Source organism: Roseateles sp. (assembly GCF_039929605.1).
GTDB lineage: Bacteria > Pseudomonadota > Gammaproteobacteria > Burkholderiales > Burkholderiaceae_C > Pelomonas.
Genome location: NZ_JBDSQX010000084.1, coordinates 40,170 through 56,315, shown reverse-complemented (window position 1 = coordinate 56,315; position 16,146 = coordinate 40,170). Strand labels below are relative to the sequence as shown.

Below are 16,146 nucleotides of genomic sequence, written 5' to 3'. Positions count from 1 at the left end.
GCACCCGCACCTGCCCCAACGCCGGCACCCGCACCCGCACCTGCCCCAACGCCGGCACCTGCACCCGCACCCGCACCGGCTCCTGCACCTGCACCTGCACCCGCACCCGCACCGGCTCCTGCACCTGCACCCGCACCCGCACCGGCTCCTGCACCTGCACCTGCACCTGCACCGGCTCCTGCGCCGGCTCCCGCACCTGCGCCCGAGCCTGCACCTGCCCCAGCGCCAGCTCCCGTACCTGCACCTGCACCTGCACCGGCGCCCACACCCATGCCCGCCTCGGCCAACGTCACGGCCGGGCTGGTCTGGAGCAATGACAAGGGCGAGAGCGCCTCGGGCCAGATGGCCGGCACCGCCAAGTTCAACGCCCAGAGCGGCCTGACGGAGCTGGCTGACACGGCCGGCAAGAAGCTGATCGAAAAGGGCACGCCCACCGACATCGGCGCGAGCGGCGCCATTGCCTGGGGCCGATGGATCAGCGGCGATAGCAAGGTCAAAGATTCCAGCGGCTCCGGCGGCGGCGAGGGCAATGGCAAGCTCGCCACGCTGCACTACGTCACTGCCCTGTCGACACCCACCGGCTCGACGGCCGGCACGTTCACCTCTTTCGCGTCGACTTCACCCACGGTCGTGCAGTCCAACGGAAAACTGGTGGCCACGGGCACGGTCAACAGCGCCAGCGGCACGTTCAAGGCGGCCCTGTTCCTGCAGACGACAGGCGGTGTCAACTACACGCTGACGGTGCCGGTGTCGGGTCAGACCTTCACGCTCACCGGTATGGCCACGCAGACGTCGCTGTCGACGTTCTCGGGCATCTCCAACATCACGAGCACGGGCACGGGCTGCGCAACCACCTGCACCGGCAGCCTGGGCAACAATGTGTCGGTCATCGGCCAGATTGCCGGGTCGCAGGGCACGCAGGCAGGCGTGCTCTACGGATTCGACAGCCGCCTGGGCAATGTGTCTGGCGTCATCGTCTTCAAGCGTTGAGTTCATGAACCCGTCCGGTCCTGATCGCTCACCCCTGAACGCCGGTCCCTTCGGGCCCGAGTTCACGACGGCGGTGGGCGGCATCCTGCTCGTCAACGGCCCCGCACCGCAGGCGAACCAGGCCCTGGTAGCCGGCCTGCGCCATGCTCGCCTCGTCATCCGCCATTGCAGCGCGCAGGAGGCGCTCGCGCAGGTGGATCGCGGCGACTGGGACGTCGTCGTGCTGGATGCGCAGATCGCATTCGATGACGCGGTGGCCCTGGCCGCCGCCATCCGCGCACGCTATCCCGCAGCAGTGCTGCCCATCGTCATGCTGGGCGCGCCTACCGCAGGCAGCGACCGGCAGCGCGCGTTCGACGCCGGCGCCAGCGACTGGATCAACGACCCCACGGACATCGCCGACATCGGCCGCCGCCTGTCCACGCTGGCGGAGTTGCGCCGGCTGCGCCGCAAGAGCGCGATAGAGCACACCCGCTTCGGCGCGGAGCTGTCGTCACGCTCGCTGCGGCTGAACGGGCTGATCGAGACCTGCATCGCGATGTCGATGAGCCGCGACCGCAACGACCTGCTGCAACAACTGCTCAGCGAAGGCCGGCACCTGCTGAACTGCGACGGCGGGACGATGTACATGGTCACCGAGCAGGAGACGCTGCGCTTCGAGATGCGCACACGCAACGACGAGCTGCCGGCGATGCAGATCCCGCTGCACGACGCGGCCACCGGCCAACCCAACGAGAACTACGTCTCCGTCTACACGGCGCTGCACAACCGATCCGTGCGCATCGACGACGTCTACACCGAGACCCGCTTCGACCTGAGCGGCACACGTGCCTTCGACGAAGCCAGCGGCTACCGCACCGTGTCGATGCTGACGGTGCCGATCGCCCCGCGCGGCGGCGCGCCCATCGGGGTGCTGCAGTTCATGAACGCCATCGACCCGTTCACCGGCGCAGTCATCCCCTTCGACCCGGAGGCCGGCGCGCTGGTGGAGGCGCTTGCCGCCCAGGCGGCGGTGGCGCTGGACAACATGGAACTGGTCGATGCGCAGAAGCTGCTGACGGAGAGCCTGATCCGCGTGCTCGCGACGACGATCGACGCCAAGAGCCCGCACACCGGCCGCCATTGCGAGCGCGTGCCCGAACTGGCCTTGCGCCTGGCGCAAGCGGCGTGCGATGCCGCCGACGGCCCGCTGCAGCATTTCGCCTTCCGCTCCGAGCGGGAGTGGGAGGAGTTCCGCATCGGCGCCTGGCTGCACGACTGCGGCAAGGTGACCACGCCGGAATTCGTCATCGACAAGGCCACCAAGCTCGATGTGCTCTACAACCGCATCCACGAAGTCCGCATGCGCTTCGAGGTGATGCACCGCGACCTCGACATCGAGCGCCTGCGCGCCCAGCTTGCCGGCACCTGGAACGACGCGCAGGACGCCGCTCACCATGCTGCGCTGGCCCGCCTGAAGCAGGAGTTCGAGTTCGTCGCCCGCTGCAATGTCGGCGACGAAACGATGGAGGCGGACGCGCTGGCGGCGCTGGCGCGCATCGGCGCACAGCGCTGGACGCGGCACTTCGACGATCGCCTGGGCCTCTCGGCCGCAGAACTGGCCGCGCGCACCAGCGAGCCTGCGCAAGCGCTCCCCTGCACCGAACCGCTGCTGGCCGACCGGGCGACCGACATCGTCAAGCGGCCGGATGACGAGCAGTTGGACCCCGCGTTCGGCTTCCGCATGGAGGTGCCGGAGCACCTGTACAACCGCGGTGAGCTGTACAACCTGTCGGTGCGCAGTGGCACGTTGACGCGCGAGGAGCGCTACAAGATCAACGAGCACATGGTGCACACCGTGATGATGCTGGAGCGCCTGCCCTTCCCGAAGCATCTGCGGCGCGTGCCGGAATACGCCAGCACCCACCACGAGCGCATGGATGGCCAGGGCTACCCGCGGCAACTCGGGCCCGAGCTGCTGTCGGTGCCCAGCCGCATCATGGCGGTAGCCGACATCTTCGAGGCGCTGACCGCGAGCGACCGGCCGTACAAGAAGCCCAAGCCGGTGTCCGAGGCGCTGGGCGTCATGCAGCGCATGGCCGGCGCGCACATCGACGCCGACATCTTCAACCTGTTCCTGAGCGCCGGCGTCTACCTGGAGTACGCACACAAGTACCTGGGCCCGGAGCAGATCGACGTCACCGACCCGACGCCGTTCTACGCCCCGACTCGGCATGGCTAGCAGCGTGGCCTGCGCGGCGGCGCTGGCAGCCGGTTTGCATGCGGTCCCCGAACGCTGAATCCCGGCTGGCGCGCTGGGCCTGGGCGCTGCCCGCCGCCGCGCTCGCGCTGGCCATCGGCACCTCGTGGATGGACCCGCCGGCATTGCGCGGCCTGCGCAATGCCACGTTCGACCAGTTCCAGCGCTGGCATCCGCGGCCCTACGGCGATCCCCCGGTCCGCATCGTCGACATCGATGACGAAAGCCTGCGTCGCGTCGGCCAATGGCCCTGGCCGCGCGACCAGGTGGCGCGGCTGCTGGCCGACATCGGCAGCAGCCAGCCCGCTGCGGTCGCGGTGGACGTGCTGTTCGCCGAGCGCGACGGCACAGCCCCCGGCGCTGGTGGTGCTGGTGGCGCCGCAGCCCCCGACGCCGACCTCGCCCGGACGCTGGCGCAAGGCAAGGTGGTGCTGGGCTTCGGCCTGACACCTCGGCGGACAGCCCCGCCCCCCGGTGCCGACCCGGACGACGACGGCCTGACCTTGAAGGCCGGCTACTTCCCCCTGGGCGGCGACCCCGTACCCTTCCTGCCCGCCTTTGCCGGCAGCGTTGCCAACCTGGCCGAGCTGCAGCAAGCCGCCGCGGGCCAGGGGGCGATGACCTTCATCCCCGACGTCGACGGCATCGTCCGCCAGGTGCCGCTGGTGCTGAGCCTGGACGGCCGGCTGGTGCCCTCGCTGACGGCCGAGGCCCTGCGGCTCGCTGCGGGCGTGGGCCACTACACGGTGCGCAGTGAGGGCAACAACGGCGGCGTCATCGACGTGCGCATCGGCGAGCGCGTCATCGCCACCGACGCCAGCGGCTCGTTCTGGGTGCACTACGCCCGTCCGCAACCCGCGCGCTACATCCCAGCCTGGCAGGTGCTCGACCACTCGCTGCCGGCCGACGCGCTGAAAGGCAAGGTCGTGCTGGTAGGCACCTCGGCGCAGGGGCTGATGGACCTGCGCTTCAGCCCGCTGGGCGGCATCATTGCCGGCGTGGAGGTGCACGCCCAGGCGCTGGAGCAGGTGCTGAGCGGCAGACACCTCAGCCGGCCAGGCTGGACGCCGGCGCTGGAATGGCTGGCCATGCTGCTGGGCGGCACCCTGGTGGGCGTGCTGGCGATGAAGCGCAGCGCGGCGGTGTCGTCGGCCGGGTTCGTCGCCCTGTCCGGCGCAATGGGCGGAGCGGCCTGGGCGGCGTTCGTGCACGGGCAAGTGCTGGTCGACCCCGTCGCGCCGTTGCTGGGCATGGCGCTGGTGTTCATCCCCACCACGGTGATGCGCTACCTGCAAAGCGAACGCAGGCAGCGCTGGATGAAGCAGACCTTCTCGCGCTACGTGTCGCCCAACCTCGTCGACTACCTGATCACGCACCCCGACGCCCTCGTGCTGGAAGGCCGGCGCCAGCGCTGCAGCTTCGTCTTCACCGACCTGGCCGGGTTCACCAAGCTCATGGAGACCATGGACCCGACGACCGCGGTGGGCCTGGTCAACCGCTACCTCGACCGCATGATCGCCATCGCCTTCGAGCACGACGGCACGCTGGACCGCATCGTCGGCGACGCCGTGGCCATCATGTTCTCGGCGCCCGTCGAGCAGACCAACCATGAACAGCGCGCCTTGCGCTGCGCGCTGCAGATGCACGCGTTCTCGCGCCGTTATGTCGACGACCTGGCGCGCCGAGGCATCGCGTTCTCCGAGACACGCATCGGCGTGCACACGGGCGAGGTGACGGTCGGCAACTTCGGCGGCGAGGCGATCTTCGACTACCGCGCGCTGGGCGACCCAGTCAACACCGCGGCCCGGCTGGAAGGCGCCAACAAGTACCTGGGCACGCTGATCTGCGTGTCCGAGGCGACGCTGGCCGGCTGCCCCGGCGCCCCGGCCCGCCCTATCGGCCGTTTGCGCCTTGCCGGGCGCAGCAGCTACCTGATGGCCCACGAACCGCTGTCGCAGGGCACGGGCGGGCAGCCGGCCGACGTCGACTACCAGCACGCGTTCGACCTGATGAGCGCTGGAAACGACCAGGCGCTCGCCGCGTTCGAGGCGCTGAGCAGCGCCCGGCCGCACGACCCGCTCGTCGGGCTGCACGTGGCCCGGTTGCGGGCCGGCAAGACCGGAGACGCGATCGATCTGCTGGAGAAGTAGGCGCGCCCGCTGCCCTGGCTGCAACTGCTGGCCTGCCAGGCCGGTGATCGCAGCTACGAGGTCTCGGTCGAGCCGCAGATCAGCGAGAACGCCCCAATGGCGACGGCGGCCTGGTCCAGGAAGAGCGCTACCCGGGCAGCTCGAAAGTGATGGAGAAGGTGATGAACGCGATGTCGCAGATGATGCCGTCGGCGCCCCTCACTGCGGCGCAGTAACGCGAGGCCGACGCGCTGGCAAAACAGGTGGTCGACGCCTGGAAGCGCGGGCGCAAGAGCTGAACACATCGGAGACCACCGCACCCATGCAACACACCAGAACCCTCGCCGCCATCGCCCTGCTGGCACTCGCCACCGCCTCGCTGGCCCAGGGCGTCGAGACCGTCACGCCGGACCGCGTGCGCGCCAACTTCGGCCGCCCCATCACGCTCGCGGCCGACGACATTCGCGCCTTCCCCGCGCCACCCGCCGGCTTCGCCGATGCGCGGCCCGGCGTGACGGCCGCCCGCGTCGAAGAGTTCAGTTATGCCTCCGGCGTCACCGGCACGCGGCGCTTGGCCAGCGTCTACCTGCCGGCCGGCTACTCCGCCGAGCGGCACTACCCCGTGCTCTACCTGCTGCACGGCATTGGCGGCAACCAGGACGAATGGCGCGGCTATGTGCGGGCGCCCCAAGTGCTGGACAACCTGATCGCCGACGGCAAGGCATTGCCGATGATCGTCGTCATGCCCAACGGCCGCGCGTTGCCCGACGACCGCTCGCCGCCGGCCGACCGCGTGTTCACGCCGGAGAACGCTGCCGGCTTCGCGAAGTTCGAGCGCGACCTGCTGGAGTTCCTGATTCCGGCCGTCGACGCCAGGTATTCGACGCTCGCCGACCGTCAGCGCCGTGCCCTCGCCGGCCTGTCGATGGGCGGCGGCCAGGCGCTCAACTTCGGCCTGGCCCATCTGGACACGTTCGCCTGGGTCGGCGGCTTCTCCTCCGCGCCCAACACCCTGCCCGCCGCCGAACTGCTGCCCGACCCGGCCGCTGCGCGCCGCCAGCTCGCCCTGCTCTACCTGTCCTGCGGCAACAAGGACGGGTTGATCAACATCTCCCAGGCCGTGCACCGCGCGCTCAAAGACCACGAGATCCCGCACGTCTGGAACGTCGACGACTACGGCCACGACCGCGACAGCTGGGCGGAGAACCTCTTCCACTTCGCGCAGCGCCTGTTCCGCTGAAGGCCGTGTCCGGCAAACGCATCGACGTCGTCGACGCCCTTCGGGGCTCGGCCTCGCTCGGCGTCCTCCTGCTGCACGCCGCAGGGCAGCGGTACTTGATCAGCCTGCCCTTTCGCGCTTCACGCGTGCGTTCGCATGCGGCGCGCGTTCGTAAAAGGCCGTCAGGATCCCTAGTTCAGATGGCGAAGCTCAGAGAGCGCCGTTGCGCGCATCTCACTTTGCTGGCAACCTCTTCGCAGCACTACCGTCGCCGTGTTTACCAAGAATGCCTGTCGGATTCAGCCACGTCGAACCTCGGCCGCAGTTCAAGGGGTTCACGAGCCGGCTTTATTGCGCCCGGTTGAGCTCGGCATTCTGAAAGCGAACTTTCGACCGGGTCTGGTGCGCGCGAATTGAAAGGTGGGGCCATGGCGACAACTCGAACCAACTCCCGGGGATTCACACTGATCGAATTGCTGGTGGTGATAGCGACCATTTCGGTGTTGATCGGGCTCCTGCTGCCTGCTGTCCAGGCAGCTCGCGAGGCGGCCGCCAAGCAGGCGGCCGAGCAACTGCAGGCGGCTGCCCTACTGCCAAACGACGCCTATGGGGCCGCAGTCATGTGCCCGCCGCCTTACTGCGACTCGCTTGTCAACAATCAGTTCCCGGTGACGCTGCGTTACCCGGCAATCGATAGCGGTGTCATCAAGGCGCCGGACATCCTCGCTTCGGGCTTGCGCGTTAGCTATGACTCAGCCGCCCTGCTGCAGAATGGCCAGCCCTTTGGTCTTGTCCCTTGGTCAGACGTAGATCCCCACGACCCGGGCGTCGTCACATTGGAAGCGCTGGCTTATGTATTGACGGATACCGATTACGCCTTCGACGACATCGAGTGGCGAGATGCAGAGCTCGACTTTGTCGTGCGCCAGACGGCGGATGGCCAGACGCTGAACTTGCGCGCGCTGTTCGCAAGCGGCGCCCAATCGGTGAGTGTGGAGGTGCCCGAACCGTCGAGCTTGCTGCTCGTCGTCGCTGCGCTTTCGGGTCTCACACTGGCCAGAACCAGTCGTCGCGGCCGTCAGGTTTCTGGCGATCCAGCGGGCGCCCGGAAGCACCTTCACGTCAGCGTGTGTGAGTCCGCGCGCGCACCAGCAAGCTGATCTCGGCCGTCAAACTTCGTTGTTCGAGCGACGGCTTTCTGGAAGCGCCGGGAAATGTTGGTCCCGGCCATCTTCGGACGGCGGCGGGAGTCGACTTTCGGGATGCCTGTCGAGGCTTCTTACGTCCAGCGCGTGGCCTATGCCGAGATCACACGGTCGCGGCCCAGTTGTTTGGCGATGTACATACGCTCGTCAGCCATGCGCAGAATCGCTTCGACCGTGTCCGCGCCATCGCGCCCGAACTGCGATACGCCAATGCTCACCGTGACATCGGCCAGGTGCTGCACGCCGCTGACAAAGACGTTGCTTGCAATGGAGCTTCGCAGACGCTCGGCGGTGACACGCGCGGCTTCGAGTGCCGAGTTGGGCAGAAGCACCATGAACTCCTCCCCACCCACCCGGGCAACGCTGTCGTTGGACCGGATCACACGCAGGCATCTCTGAACGACCTCCTTCAGGACGTCGTCGCCAACGGGGTGACCGTAACGATCGTTGATGGACTTGAAATTGTCCAGGTCGAGGGCCAGGACGGAAAACGGCGCGCCGCCGCGCCCGACCCGTTCGACCTCGGCTTCGGTGCGTTCGAAGAAGCGACGACGATTCTCCGCGCCGGTCAGCGAATCTGTTGCGGCCAAACGCTCAAGCGCCTGGTTCGTGAGCTTGACTTCCCGAAGCGCGTCTTGAGTACTTGCCATCGACCGGGCTAGCCTCGCCATCAATTCCTCCTGGCTGTAGATCGTCGAGAAAGAGCGCGTGGTGCGGAACGCCTGCGCCACCCCGAAGCTCAGCATGAAGAATGCCGCCGCGAAAATCGCATGAGCGAGCCACCACATGTGGTTCCACGGGCGACCGAGCATGAAGGCCAGGGACGACAGTGCAAACGCTGTGATCGAGATGGCGAAGATCACCATCAGGGGTGAGCGGATGCGGCGCAGCAGGAGCAGCATCACGTTCATTGCGGACAAGGCGAGCGCTCCACCTTCCATCGAGAGGCGCAGCGCAGGGTTGCCGGCGATCGATGAATTTGCGACAAGAGCCACCGCCAGGTCCACCAGCATGAACACGCCCGTCCACATCACCCACGGGCGAGGGCTCATGCGTCGATCAGCGGCGTCGACAGGACGGTGGTACGACAGCAACGCGCACAGCAGCAGCATCGCCAGGACCAAGCGCGAGGCCGGCCCGTACAGAAGAAACAGCCAGATGTTGCTGTTCGCGAACCCGGTGAATGCGCCATGCAGCGCATAGATCAGCGTAAAGCCGAGAAAGCCGAGCGTCATCCAACGCAGCAAGGGTTCCCCGGACGATCGATAGCAGAGCCATGTCACGTAGGCAATAAAAAAGCCTTCCAGGCTGGCTATGCCAATCGCAACGATGTGGAACGGATGACTCTGGAATACGAGCGCGGGATCCTGAAAGAAAAACAAGTACGCAATCAGAAAGGCCGGCACGAGCGCCAAGCCCACGAGGACGAAGCTCGCATAGGTGGTGACCAGGACAAAGATGGGCTCCCTGGGATCGGCGAGGGTCAGCTCGGGTCGCGTTGGCGGTTCGTGGGCAACGATGACGGTACTCATCCCCCACCATGCATGCAAAGCGACGCTTCAGTCTGTCTGCCAACGCACAAATGCGCGTGGCTTGCCCGGACGGCGCTACACGCCGTACCGACCAAGCCTGACGCCCGATGCCCAACTCGCGCTATCAGCCCGCCGCAGACGACAGCCGATAGAGCCCCGCCCCGTGAGCATCCAGCTTGCGGGCGATCTTGCCCGTTGCGCTGCCGTCCGGCTGGCGGCGCCACAGGTCCCGCACGGCGACGCTGCCGCGCACGCCCAGCCATTTCAGGTCGACGCCGACCTCCTTCGCCTCGTCCGCCGTGTTGAACAAGGCGAGGTAGTGATCGCCGCCCGGGGCACGAGCGGTCCAGATGCGCTGGTAGTCGATGACGCACAGCGGCCCGTTGGCGGTGGACGCCTGGTTGACGGCGATGACCTCGGGGTTGGTCAGCAAGGCCTTGGTGGCCGCGTCCAGGTGCCGCAGGTCGCCGCCCATGATCAGCGGCGAGCGGGCGATGGACCAGAGCGTCATGAGGGTGCGCTGTTCGGCCGGCGTGAAGCGGGTGTCGCGTTCGCCGAGGGCCAGTTTGCCCAGCGGCAGCATGTCGGCGTCGGGCCAGCCGCCGTCGCCCATGAACAGGTTCCAGTTTTCGAGCCGGCCGAACTGCGCCGCGAGCATGCCCCATTCGTCCCAGAAGTCGTCCGAGATGCGCCACATCTGGGCGTGTGCGCGGGCATGGGCGCCGCGCACCACCGGCGTCTCGCCCGGCGACATGCTGAGGATCATCGGCCGGCCCGACCGCTTGATCGCCTTGGCGATGGCCTCGATCTCCGGCGCGTGGGCGTCATAGGGGCGGCTCAGGTCGTCGACCTTGACGAAATCCACCCCCCAGGACGCCAGCAGCGCGAACACGCTGTCGTAATAGGCCTGCGCACCGGGCTTGCTCATGTCGACCCCGAACATGTCGGGATTCCAGTTGCAGATGCTGGCGGTGTCGGCGATATCGCGGGCCTTCAGGGTCGTGCCCAGCACCGGCAGGTTGCGCTCCACGGCGAGCCGGGGAATGCCGCGCATCAGGTGGACGCCGAAGCGCAGCCCCATGGCGTGGATCTGGCCCGCCAGCGGCTTGAAGCCGCGGCCGCCCTGGCTGGATGGGAAGCGATTCTCGGCAGGCTGGAGGCGGCCGTAGCCATCCATCGCCGGCTGTGGTTTGTCGCTGTAGGTGTAGCTGCTGGCCGTGGGTTCGTACCACTGGATGTCGACGGTGAAGACGTCGTAGCCCGCTGGCTTCAGCTCACGCGCCATGATGGTCGCCTGCTCGATGGCCTGCGCTTCGTTGATGGTGGTGGCAAAGCTGTTCCAGCTGTTCCAACCCATCGGCGGCGTGGGTGCCAGTTGGGTCTTCTTGCTGCCCTTCGCTGCGGCAAGGGCGCCCGGCGCCAACGCTGCCGCAGCACCCGCTCCACCCAAGGACATCAGTTCACGACGTTTCATTCATGCTCCTCAATTTGTTGACAAGACCCGATCCTGCCATCGGGCGCAACGGCGGGTCGCGGTCTGCGCGGGTCGCCGCCGTGGGCGCCGCCCAGTTTGGGCAGCGACGCCCCAGAGTGTCCCAGCACTCCTGCTGCAGCCGGGCGTGGCCTGCACCAGGCGGGCCTGCGCATCGGTCAGCGCAGCCTCGGCGGCGTGCCCAGCCGGCGCCACCCCGTGAAGCCGGGATGGCGCCGAGACCATTGGGCACCGCTCAGCCAGCGCCTGCAGCCGGCGCCAGCCATTGCAGGCCGAGCTGCTCGCCGATGTGTGTCTGCAGCGTCTGCAGGGACACGGGCTTGGTCAGGAACACGTTGACGCCGGCCTGCATGCAGGCGGCACGGTGCTCAGCGGTGGCCGAGGCCGAGATGGCGATCACCGGCACCGCGTTCAGATCAGCATCCATACGCAGCCGGCGCGTGGCTTCCACGCCGTCCATGGACGGCATCACGCTGTCCATCAGGATCAGGTCCGGCCGGAAGCGCCTGGCGGCCGCCAGCAATTCGCTGCCGTCGCCGACCTGCGCAACGTTGAAGCCGGCTTTGCTGAGGAAGTCGCACAGCAGCGCGCGGTTCGCCGCCACGTCGTCAACCACCAGCACCCGCCGCGCCGGGCCCTGGTAGCGCGCCACGCCGGGCGCCCGCTGCGGCGCGGCCTGCGCCGGCTGGGCCAGCGGCAACTGCAGCTCCACGCGGAACCGCGTGCCGCGGCCGAACTCGCTGCTCACCTGCACCTGTCCGCCCATGTCGTTGACCAGCGCGCGGGTGATGGCCAGGCCCAGCCCGGTGCCGCCGCTGCGGCGCTGCACATCGCCCACCTGCACGAAGGGCTCGAAGATGCGTTCCATGTCGTCGGGGCGCATGCCGACGCCGGTGTCCTCGACATCCAGTCGCAGCAACACCTGGGCCTGGTCTTTCAGCTCGACCGAGGCGCGCAAAGTGACCGAGCCGGTGTCGGTGAACTTGATCGCATTGCCCAGCAGGTTCAGCAGCACCTGGCGCAACCGGCGCTCGTCGGCCAGCACGGTGTCCGGCAAGCCCGCGTGGGCATCCAAAACGAAGGTCAGGCGCTTCTCGTCGGCCTTCACCCGCATGAGGTTCGCGACCGTCAGCAGCAGGTCGCCCAGGTTCAGCGGCGCCGCGTTCAGGTCCGTGTGGCCGGCCTCGATACGCGCCAGGTCAAGGATGTCGTTGATCAGTGCCAACAGGTGCTGCCCGCTCTGGTGGATGGTGTCCAGGCCGCGCGCCTGCCGCGCGCTCAGGCCGCCTTCCATGGTCAACAGTTGCGCGTAGCCAAGAACAGCATTCAGCGGTGTGCGCAGTTCGTGGCTCATGCCGGCGAGGAAATCGCTCTTCGCGCGGTTGGCCGCCTCGGCGGCATGCCGGGCGGCACGCTCAGTCTGGACCATGCCGCGCTTGAGTTCGGTCATCGCAGCATGCGTGCGGTCCTGCGCGTCCAGCTTGGCCAGGATGTTGCGCACCTGGCCCTTGACGGCCTCTTCGCTGAGCACGAGCGCCCTGGCGATCTCGGAGTAGGCGTTGCCCTGGGCGATGAATCGCAGCACGCCGATCTCTGCCGGCGTGAGCGCCTCGGCCGTGACCTGCTCGGCCAGTTCGAACGAGCCTTCCGACGGAAGCGCCTTGCGGCCGGTGTGCACGGCGCGGATGGCGTCGAGCAGTTCCTTGTGCAGGGCGTTCTTCAACAGATAGCCGCAGGCACCGGCCTGCAATGCGCGCTGCGCCTGGGCGTCGCCGGCATAGGTGGTGAGCACGATGATCCGGGCGTCGGGGAACTCGGCCCGGATTGCGCTGATCGCGTCGAGCCCGCCCATCCCGGGCAGTTGCAAATCCATCAGCGTGACATCCGGGCGGTGGGCGCGGAACTGCTGGATTGCTTCGCGCCCGTTCGCTGCTTCGGCCACGAGGGCCATGTCCGGTTCGACGCTGAGCAAGGTCGCGATGCCCTGCCGCACGATCGGGTGATCGTCGACACAGAGTACCTGGATGCGGGGCAGATCTTGGGTCATTCGCCGGTCTCGCTGGGTGCCAACTTCCAATGGAGGAACCACGATTTTGTCGGTGCCGGCTTACTGTACGCCCGCACCCCGGGAGCACTGAACTCCACCAGCGTCCCCTGGCCCAGGCCGCTGACGATAAGCGTGCCGCCGACGAGCTCGGCGCGTTCGCGCATGCCGCTCAAGCCGTAATGCCCTTCCCTTTCGCCCGCGCGCAGCACCTCCGGCGCGATGCCCTTGCCGTCGTCGCGCACGCGCACGCAAAGCTGCTGCGCGTCGTAGCAGATCTCGACGTTGATCTGCGTCGCCTCGGCATGGCGGAAGGCGTTGCGCAGCGCCTCGCCGGCGATGCGGAAGGTCTCGTCGCGCACCAGCGGATGCAGGGCCTGCGGCCGACCCTGCACTTCAACATGTGCTGATGCCGCATGGCCGTTCTCGTTCGCGAGATCCTCGGCGAGCGCGCGCAGGGCGTCCGCGAGGTCGTTCGTTTCGATGGCCGCAGTCCGCAAACCCTGCACCGTGTCGCGGCCCTCCGTGATCGCCTCGGCCGCCCGGTCGATGGCGCTGGCGAGGACCTGCTTCGATTCACGCGGCCGATGAGGCAACAGGTTGAAAGCCGCCTGGAACTGCAGCAGCAACCCGTGGAAATGCTGCAACAGGGTGTCGTGCAGATCACGGGCGATGCGCGTGCGCTCGGCGACGCGTGCCTCCAGCCGCGCCTCGAACTGCCGGTGCAGCCGACGGATGCGCATGCGCAGCCAGAGCTGGAAGCCGCTCCATGCCAGGCCGATCAGCAGGGCCGCGCCGGCCACGCGAAACCAGGTCGTCTGGAAGAAGGCCGGCTGGATGGCGAACGCCAACTGCGCGCCTTCCTCGTTCCACACGCCGCTGTTGTTGGCCGCTTTCACCTGGAAGCGATAGTCGCCCGGCGGCAGGTTGGTGTAGGTGGCCTGGCGCCTGTCGATGGCCTCCTGCCAGTCGGTGTCGTGCCCTTGCAGCCGGTAGCGAAAGCGCGTGCTCTTCGGGTCGACGAGACTCAGCGCGGTGAACGCGATCGTGATGTCGCGAACCTGCGGAGGCAGGCGAAGGCCGTTGTTGACGGCATAAGGCTGTTGGTCGGCGACGAGGGTCTCGATGTGAACCGGCGGAGGCAGCGGGTTGAAGGGCAGGTGATCGGGGGCTATCACCTGCACATCGGCGCCCGACACGAACCAGAGCTTGCCATCCGGGCCTTTCGCCACGGGGGGATTGAAGTAGGCCGGCGAGAAGGCCAGCAGCGGGACGCCATCCGACGCGCCCCAGACCTTCGGGGAGACCCTGTGGCCCGGGTCGGCGATCCAGGCCGTGAGGTCGTCACGCAAGACCCGCACGAGCCCGCAGGCCGTGTACATCCACAGCGAGCCGTTGTCATCCAGCGTCGACCAGTGAACCGCGTTGCAGGCCAGGCCATTGCCGACCGTCAGCGTGGTGACGCGGCCATCCTTGATCCGGCTCAGGCCGCCCTCTTCGGTGGCTGCCCACACCGCCCCTTCGGCATCGAGCCGTAGGCCCGCGACGTGGCCCGCGCCCAGCCCCTGCGCGGTCGTGTAGGTTGCCTCGACTTTCCCGTCCTTGAAATACAGCACCCCACCGTCCTGCCAGAAGGACAGCCACACCCCGCCGCGATCGGCGACGATGACCTTGGCTTGCTGCCGGCGCCCGAGCGCGGCCCACGGGATGCTCTCGACGAATCGGCCCTTGTGCAGTCGTACCAGGCCTTCCTTGATCGACAACCAGAGGTTGCCTGCCTCGTCCCCCGTGATGGAGAAGACCTCCTTGCCGGGCACGCCGCTGACGGCGACAAATCGTTCGTTCGCGAAGTAGACGAGGCCGCCGCCCGTGCTCACCCAGAGCCGCCCGTCGGCGTCCTGATACAGGGACTGCACCGCCGCATCCGGCAGCCCGTCGCGCTGCTTGTAGACGGCAACTTTCGCATCCTTCCACCTTGCCAGTCCATCACCGGTTGCCACCCAGACGCTGCCGTCCGCAGTGGCCAGCACGGACTTCGTGCCATCGCTGGGCAGGCCTTGTTGCGCAGAAATGGTGGTGACAGGCAGCTTGCGGAAACGGTCCAGCCCCTTCTCGCTGCCGAACCAGATGTTGCCCTCGCGGTCCTCGAAAAGACTGCAGGCGATATTGCCCGAGAGCCCGTCTGCCCGGGTGAAAGCGTCCGCCTTGCCGTCTTGCAGATGGATGAGGCCATGCCCTTCGGTGCCGACCCAGAGACCGCCATCACGCGTGCGCAGCAGCTTGTTCGATTTGACGGCGCCGTCGGCGAGCCACTCATGGGGCTTGACGGGGCTTCGCATCGGATAGGGCAGCAACTTGTCGCCGACGATCCGCTTGATCCCAGCGCCACGGATGCCCGCCAGCAGCTCTCCGTCGCGGGTCGTGCTCAAGTCGCCCAAGCGCATGCCGGGCGTCTCAAACCGTTGGGGCGGACCGGGTTTCCATCGCCAGAGGCCGGACTCCGCACCCGCCCACAGCGCCCCGGCGCCGTCCTCGGCCAAGCTCCAGACGAAGGAGCCGAACCGGCCCTCCTGCCCGAAGCACTCGGCCTGCCCCGCACGCACAGCGCACAGCCGCCCCTGTTCGGCGAGCATGCCCGCCCAGATCGTGCCGTCGCGATCCTCAAGCAACGACGTCACGAACCCGTTGGCGGTTTGCGGATACCGGGTCAGTTCGACGCCATTCCAGCTGGCAATGCCATTGAAGGTGCTGATCCACAGCGTTCCGTCGCGGGACACCAGCAGGGCATAAGGACTGCCTGGCAGCGATTGACCCCTCGGCGGTTGCCAGGGAACGAACCGCAGGCCATCAAAGCGGAACATGCCAAATGACCCGCTAACCCACAAATAGCCGTCGGGCGTCTGTGCCATCCCGAAGACGAGGCCCAGCAAGGCCCCGTCCCGCGCCGCCCACGAGGTGTGCGCGTATTGGGCGATCTGCAGCGGCGGATCGAGCGCGAGAGCGGCGCGCGGTGAAGTGAACAGCGCCGCGGCCAGGAGCAGGCTTGGCGCGAGGCATTGTGGGCGCTGGCCTTGCGAGTGGCTCACGGTAAATCCAATATCCGTTGGAGGTGCGGTCAGCGTATCGCGAAAGGCCCGTTCACGGCGGGCCCACTCGTCATCGCTGGCGCCTCCGGCGGCCGGTTCGGTTGCTTCAGTGAGGCGGCAGCGGCGGCACGGCATTCGAAGGCACCTGGAACAGGTAGCGCCCCAAGCCCAACCGCAAGGCAAGGACACCATTCCTGCCAGTTCGCCTGG

10 protein-coding genes are annotated in these 16,146 nt (G+C 67.7%); 5 read left to right on the top strand and 5 right to left on the bottom strand.

From position 1 onward, the window contains the following. A partial coding sequence (locus ABIS05_RS11730; protein ID WP_348012428.1) for a hypothetical protein occupies window positions 1-268 on the bottom strand: 268 nt, incomplete at its 3' end. Between the two features lie 2 nt (window positions 269-270). Here ABIS05_RS11730 and ABIS05_RS11725 point away from each other — a divergent pair. From ABIS05_RS11725 to ABIS05_RS11705, 5 genes are all read left to right on the top strand, one after another. Further along, the gene (locus ABIS05_RS11725) at window positions 271-990 is read left to right on the top strand and encodes a hypothetical protein (protein ID WP_348012427.1); all 720 of its coding nucleotides are present in this window, start codon (window positions 271-273) and stop codon (window positions 988-990) included. Between the two features lie 4 nt (window positions 991-994). Next, complete coding sequence (locus ABIS05_RS11720) at window positions 995-3,211, top strand: HD domain-containing phosphohydrolase (RefSeq protein ID WP_348012426.1); 2,217 nt, start codon at window positions 995-997, stop codon at window positions 3,209-3,211. Between the two features lie 38 nt (window positions 3,212-3,249). After that, window positions 3,250-5,379: an adenylate/guanylate cyclase domain-containing protein gene (locus tag ABIS05_RS11715; RefSeq protein WP_348012425.1), complete on the top strand. Its 2,130-nt coding sequence runs from the start codon at window positions 3,250-3,252 to the stop codon at window positions 5,377-5,379. A 301-nt stretch (window positions 5,380-5,680) separates the two neighbouring features. Further along, window positions 5,681-6,598, top strand: coding sequence for an alpha/beta hydrolase-fold protein (locus ABIS05_RS11710; RefSeq protein WP_348012424.1), 918 nt, complete (start codon window positions 5,681-5,683; stop codon window positions 6,596-6,598). A 407-nt stretch (window positions 6,599-7,005) separates the two neighbouring features. Further along, window positions 7,006-7,737 carry a prepilin-type N-terminal cleavage/methylation domain-containing protein gene (locus tag ABIS05_RS11705; protein WP_348012423.1) on the top strand — a complete coding sequence of 244 codons (732 nt, stop codon included), beginning with the start codon at window positions 7,006-7,008 and terminating at the stop codon, window positions 7,735-7,737. Window positions 7,738-7,874: 137 nt separating this feature from the next. Here ABIS05_RS11705 and ABIS05_RS11700 read toward each other — a convergent pair whose 3' ends face one another. From ABIS05_RS11700 to ABIS05_RS11685, 4 genes are all read right to left on the bottom strand, one after another. After that, on the bottom strand, window positions 7,875-9,314 hold the full coding sequence (locus tag ABIS05_RS11700; protein WP_348012422.1) for a GGDEF domain-containing protein: 1,440 nt from the start codon (window positions 9,312-9,314) through the stop codon (window positions 7,875-7,877). Window positions 9,315-9,438: 124 nt separating this feature from the next. Beyond that, window positions 9,439-10,788: a glycoside hydrolase family 27 protein gene (locus ABIS05_RS11695; RefSeq protein WP_348012421.1), complete on the bottom strand. Its 1,350-nt coding sequence runs from the start codon at window positions 10,786-10,788 to the stop codon at window positions 9,439-9,441. 253 nt (window positions 10,789-11,041) lie between these two features. Next, window positions 11,042-12,853: a response regulator gene (locus tag ABIS05_RS11690; protein ID WP_348012420.1), complete on the bottom strand. Its 1,812-nt coding sequence runs from the start codon at window positions 12,851-12,853 to the stop codon at window positions 11,042-11,044. Continuing rightward, window positions 12,850-15,936 (bottom strand): two-component regulator propeller domain-containing protein, encoded by a 3,087-nt coding sequence (locus ABIS05_RS11685; RefSeq protein WP_348012419.1) that lies wholly within the window; start codon window positions 15,934-15,936, stop codon window positions 12,850-12,852. The genes ABIS05_RS11690 and ABIS05_RS11685 overlap by 4 nt, the downstream gene beginning before the upstream one ends. Window positions 15,937-16,146 lie beyond the last annotated feature (210 nt).

Excerpts from the sequence above, each read along its gene's own strand:
- ABIS05_RS11695 (WP_348012421.1), bottom strand. The coding sequence starts at position 10,788 with ATGAAACGTCGTGAACTGATGTCCTTGGGTGGAGCGGGTGCTGCGGCA.
- ABIS05_RS11690 (WP_348012420.1), bottom strand. The coding sequence starts at position 12,853 with ATGACCCAAGATCTGCCCCGCATCCAGGTACTCTGTGTCGACGATCAC.
- ABIS05_RS11715 (WP_348012425.1), top strand. The coding sequence starts at position 3,250 with ATGCGGTCCCCGAACGCTGAATCCCGGCTGGCGCGCTGGGCCTGGGCG.
- ABIS05_RS11710 (WP_348012424.1), top strand. The coding sequence starts at position 5,681 with ATGCAACACACCAGAACCCTCGCCGCCATCGCCCTGCTGGCACTCGCC.
- ABIS05_RS11725 (WP_348012427.1), top strand. The coding sequence starts at position 271 with ATGCCCGCCTCGGCCAACGTCACGGCCGGGCTGGTCTGGAGCAATGAC.
- ABIS05_RS11705 (WP_348012423.1), top strand. The coding sequence starts at position 7,006 with ATGGCGACAACTCGAACCAACTCCCGGGGATTCACACTGATCGAATTG.
- ABIS05_RS11720 (WP_348012426.1), top strand. The coding sequence starts at position 995 with ATGAACCCGTCCGGTCCTGATCGCTCACCCCTGAACGCCGGTCCCTTC.
- ABIS05_RS11700 (WP_348012422.1), bottom strand. The coding sequence starts at position 9,314 with ATGAGTACCGTCATCGTTGCCCACGAACCGCCAACGCGACCCGAGCTG.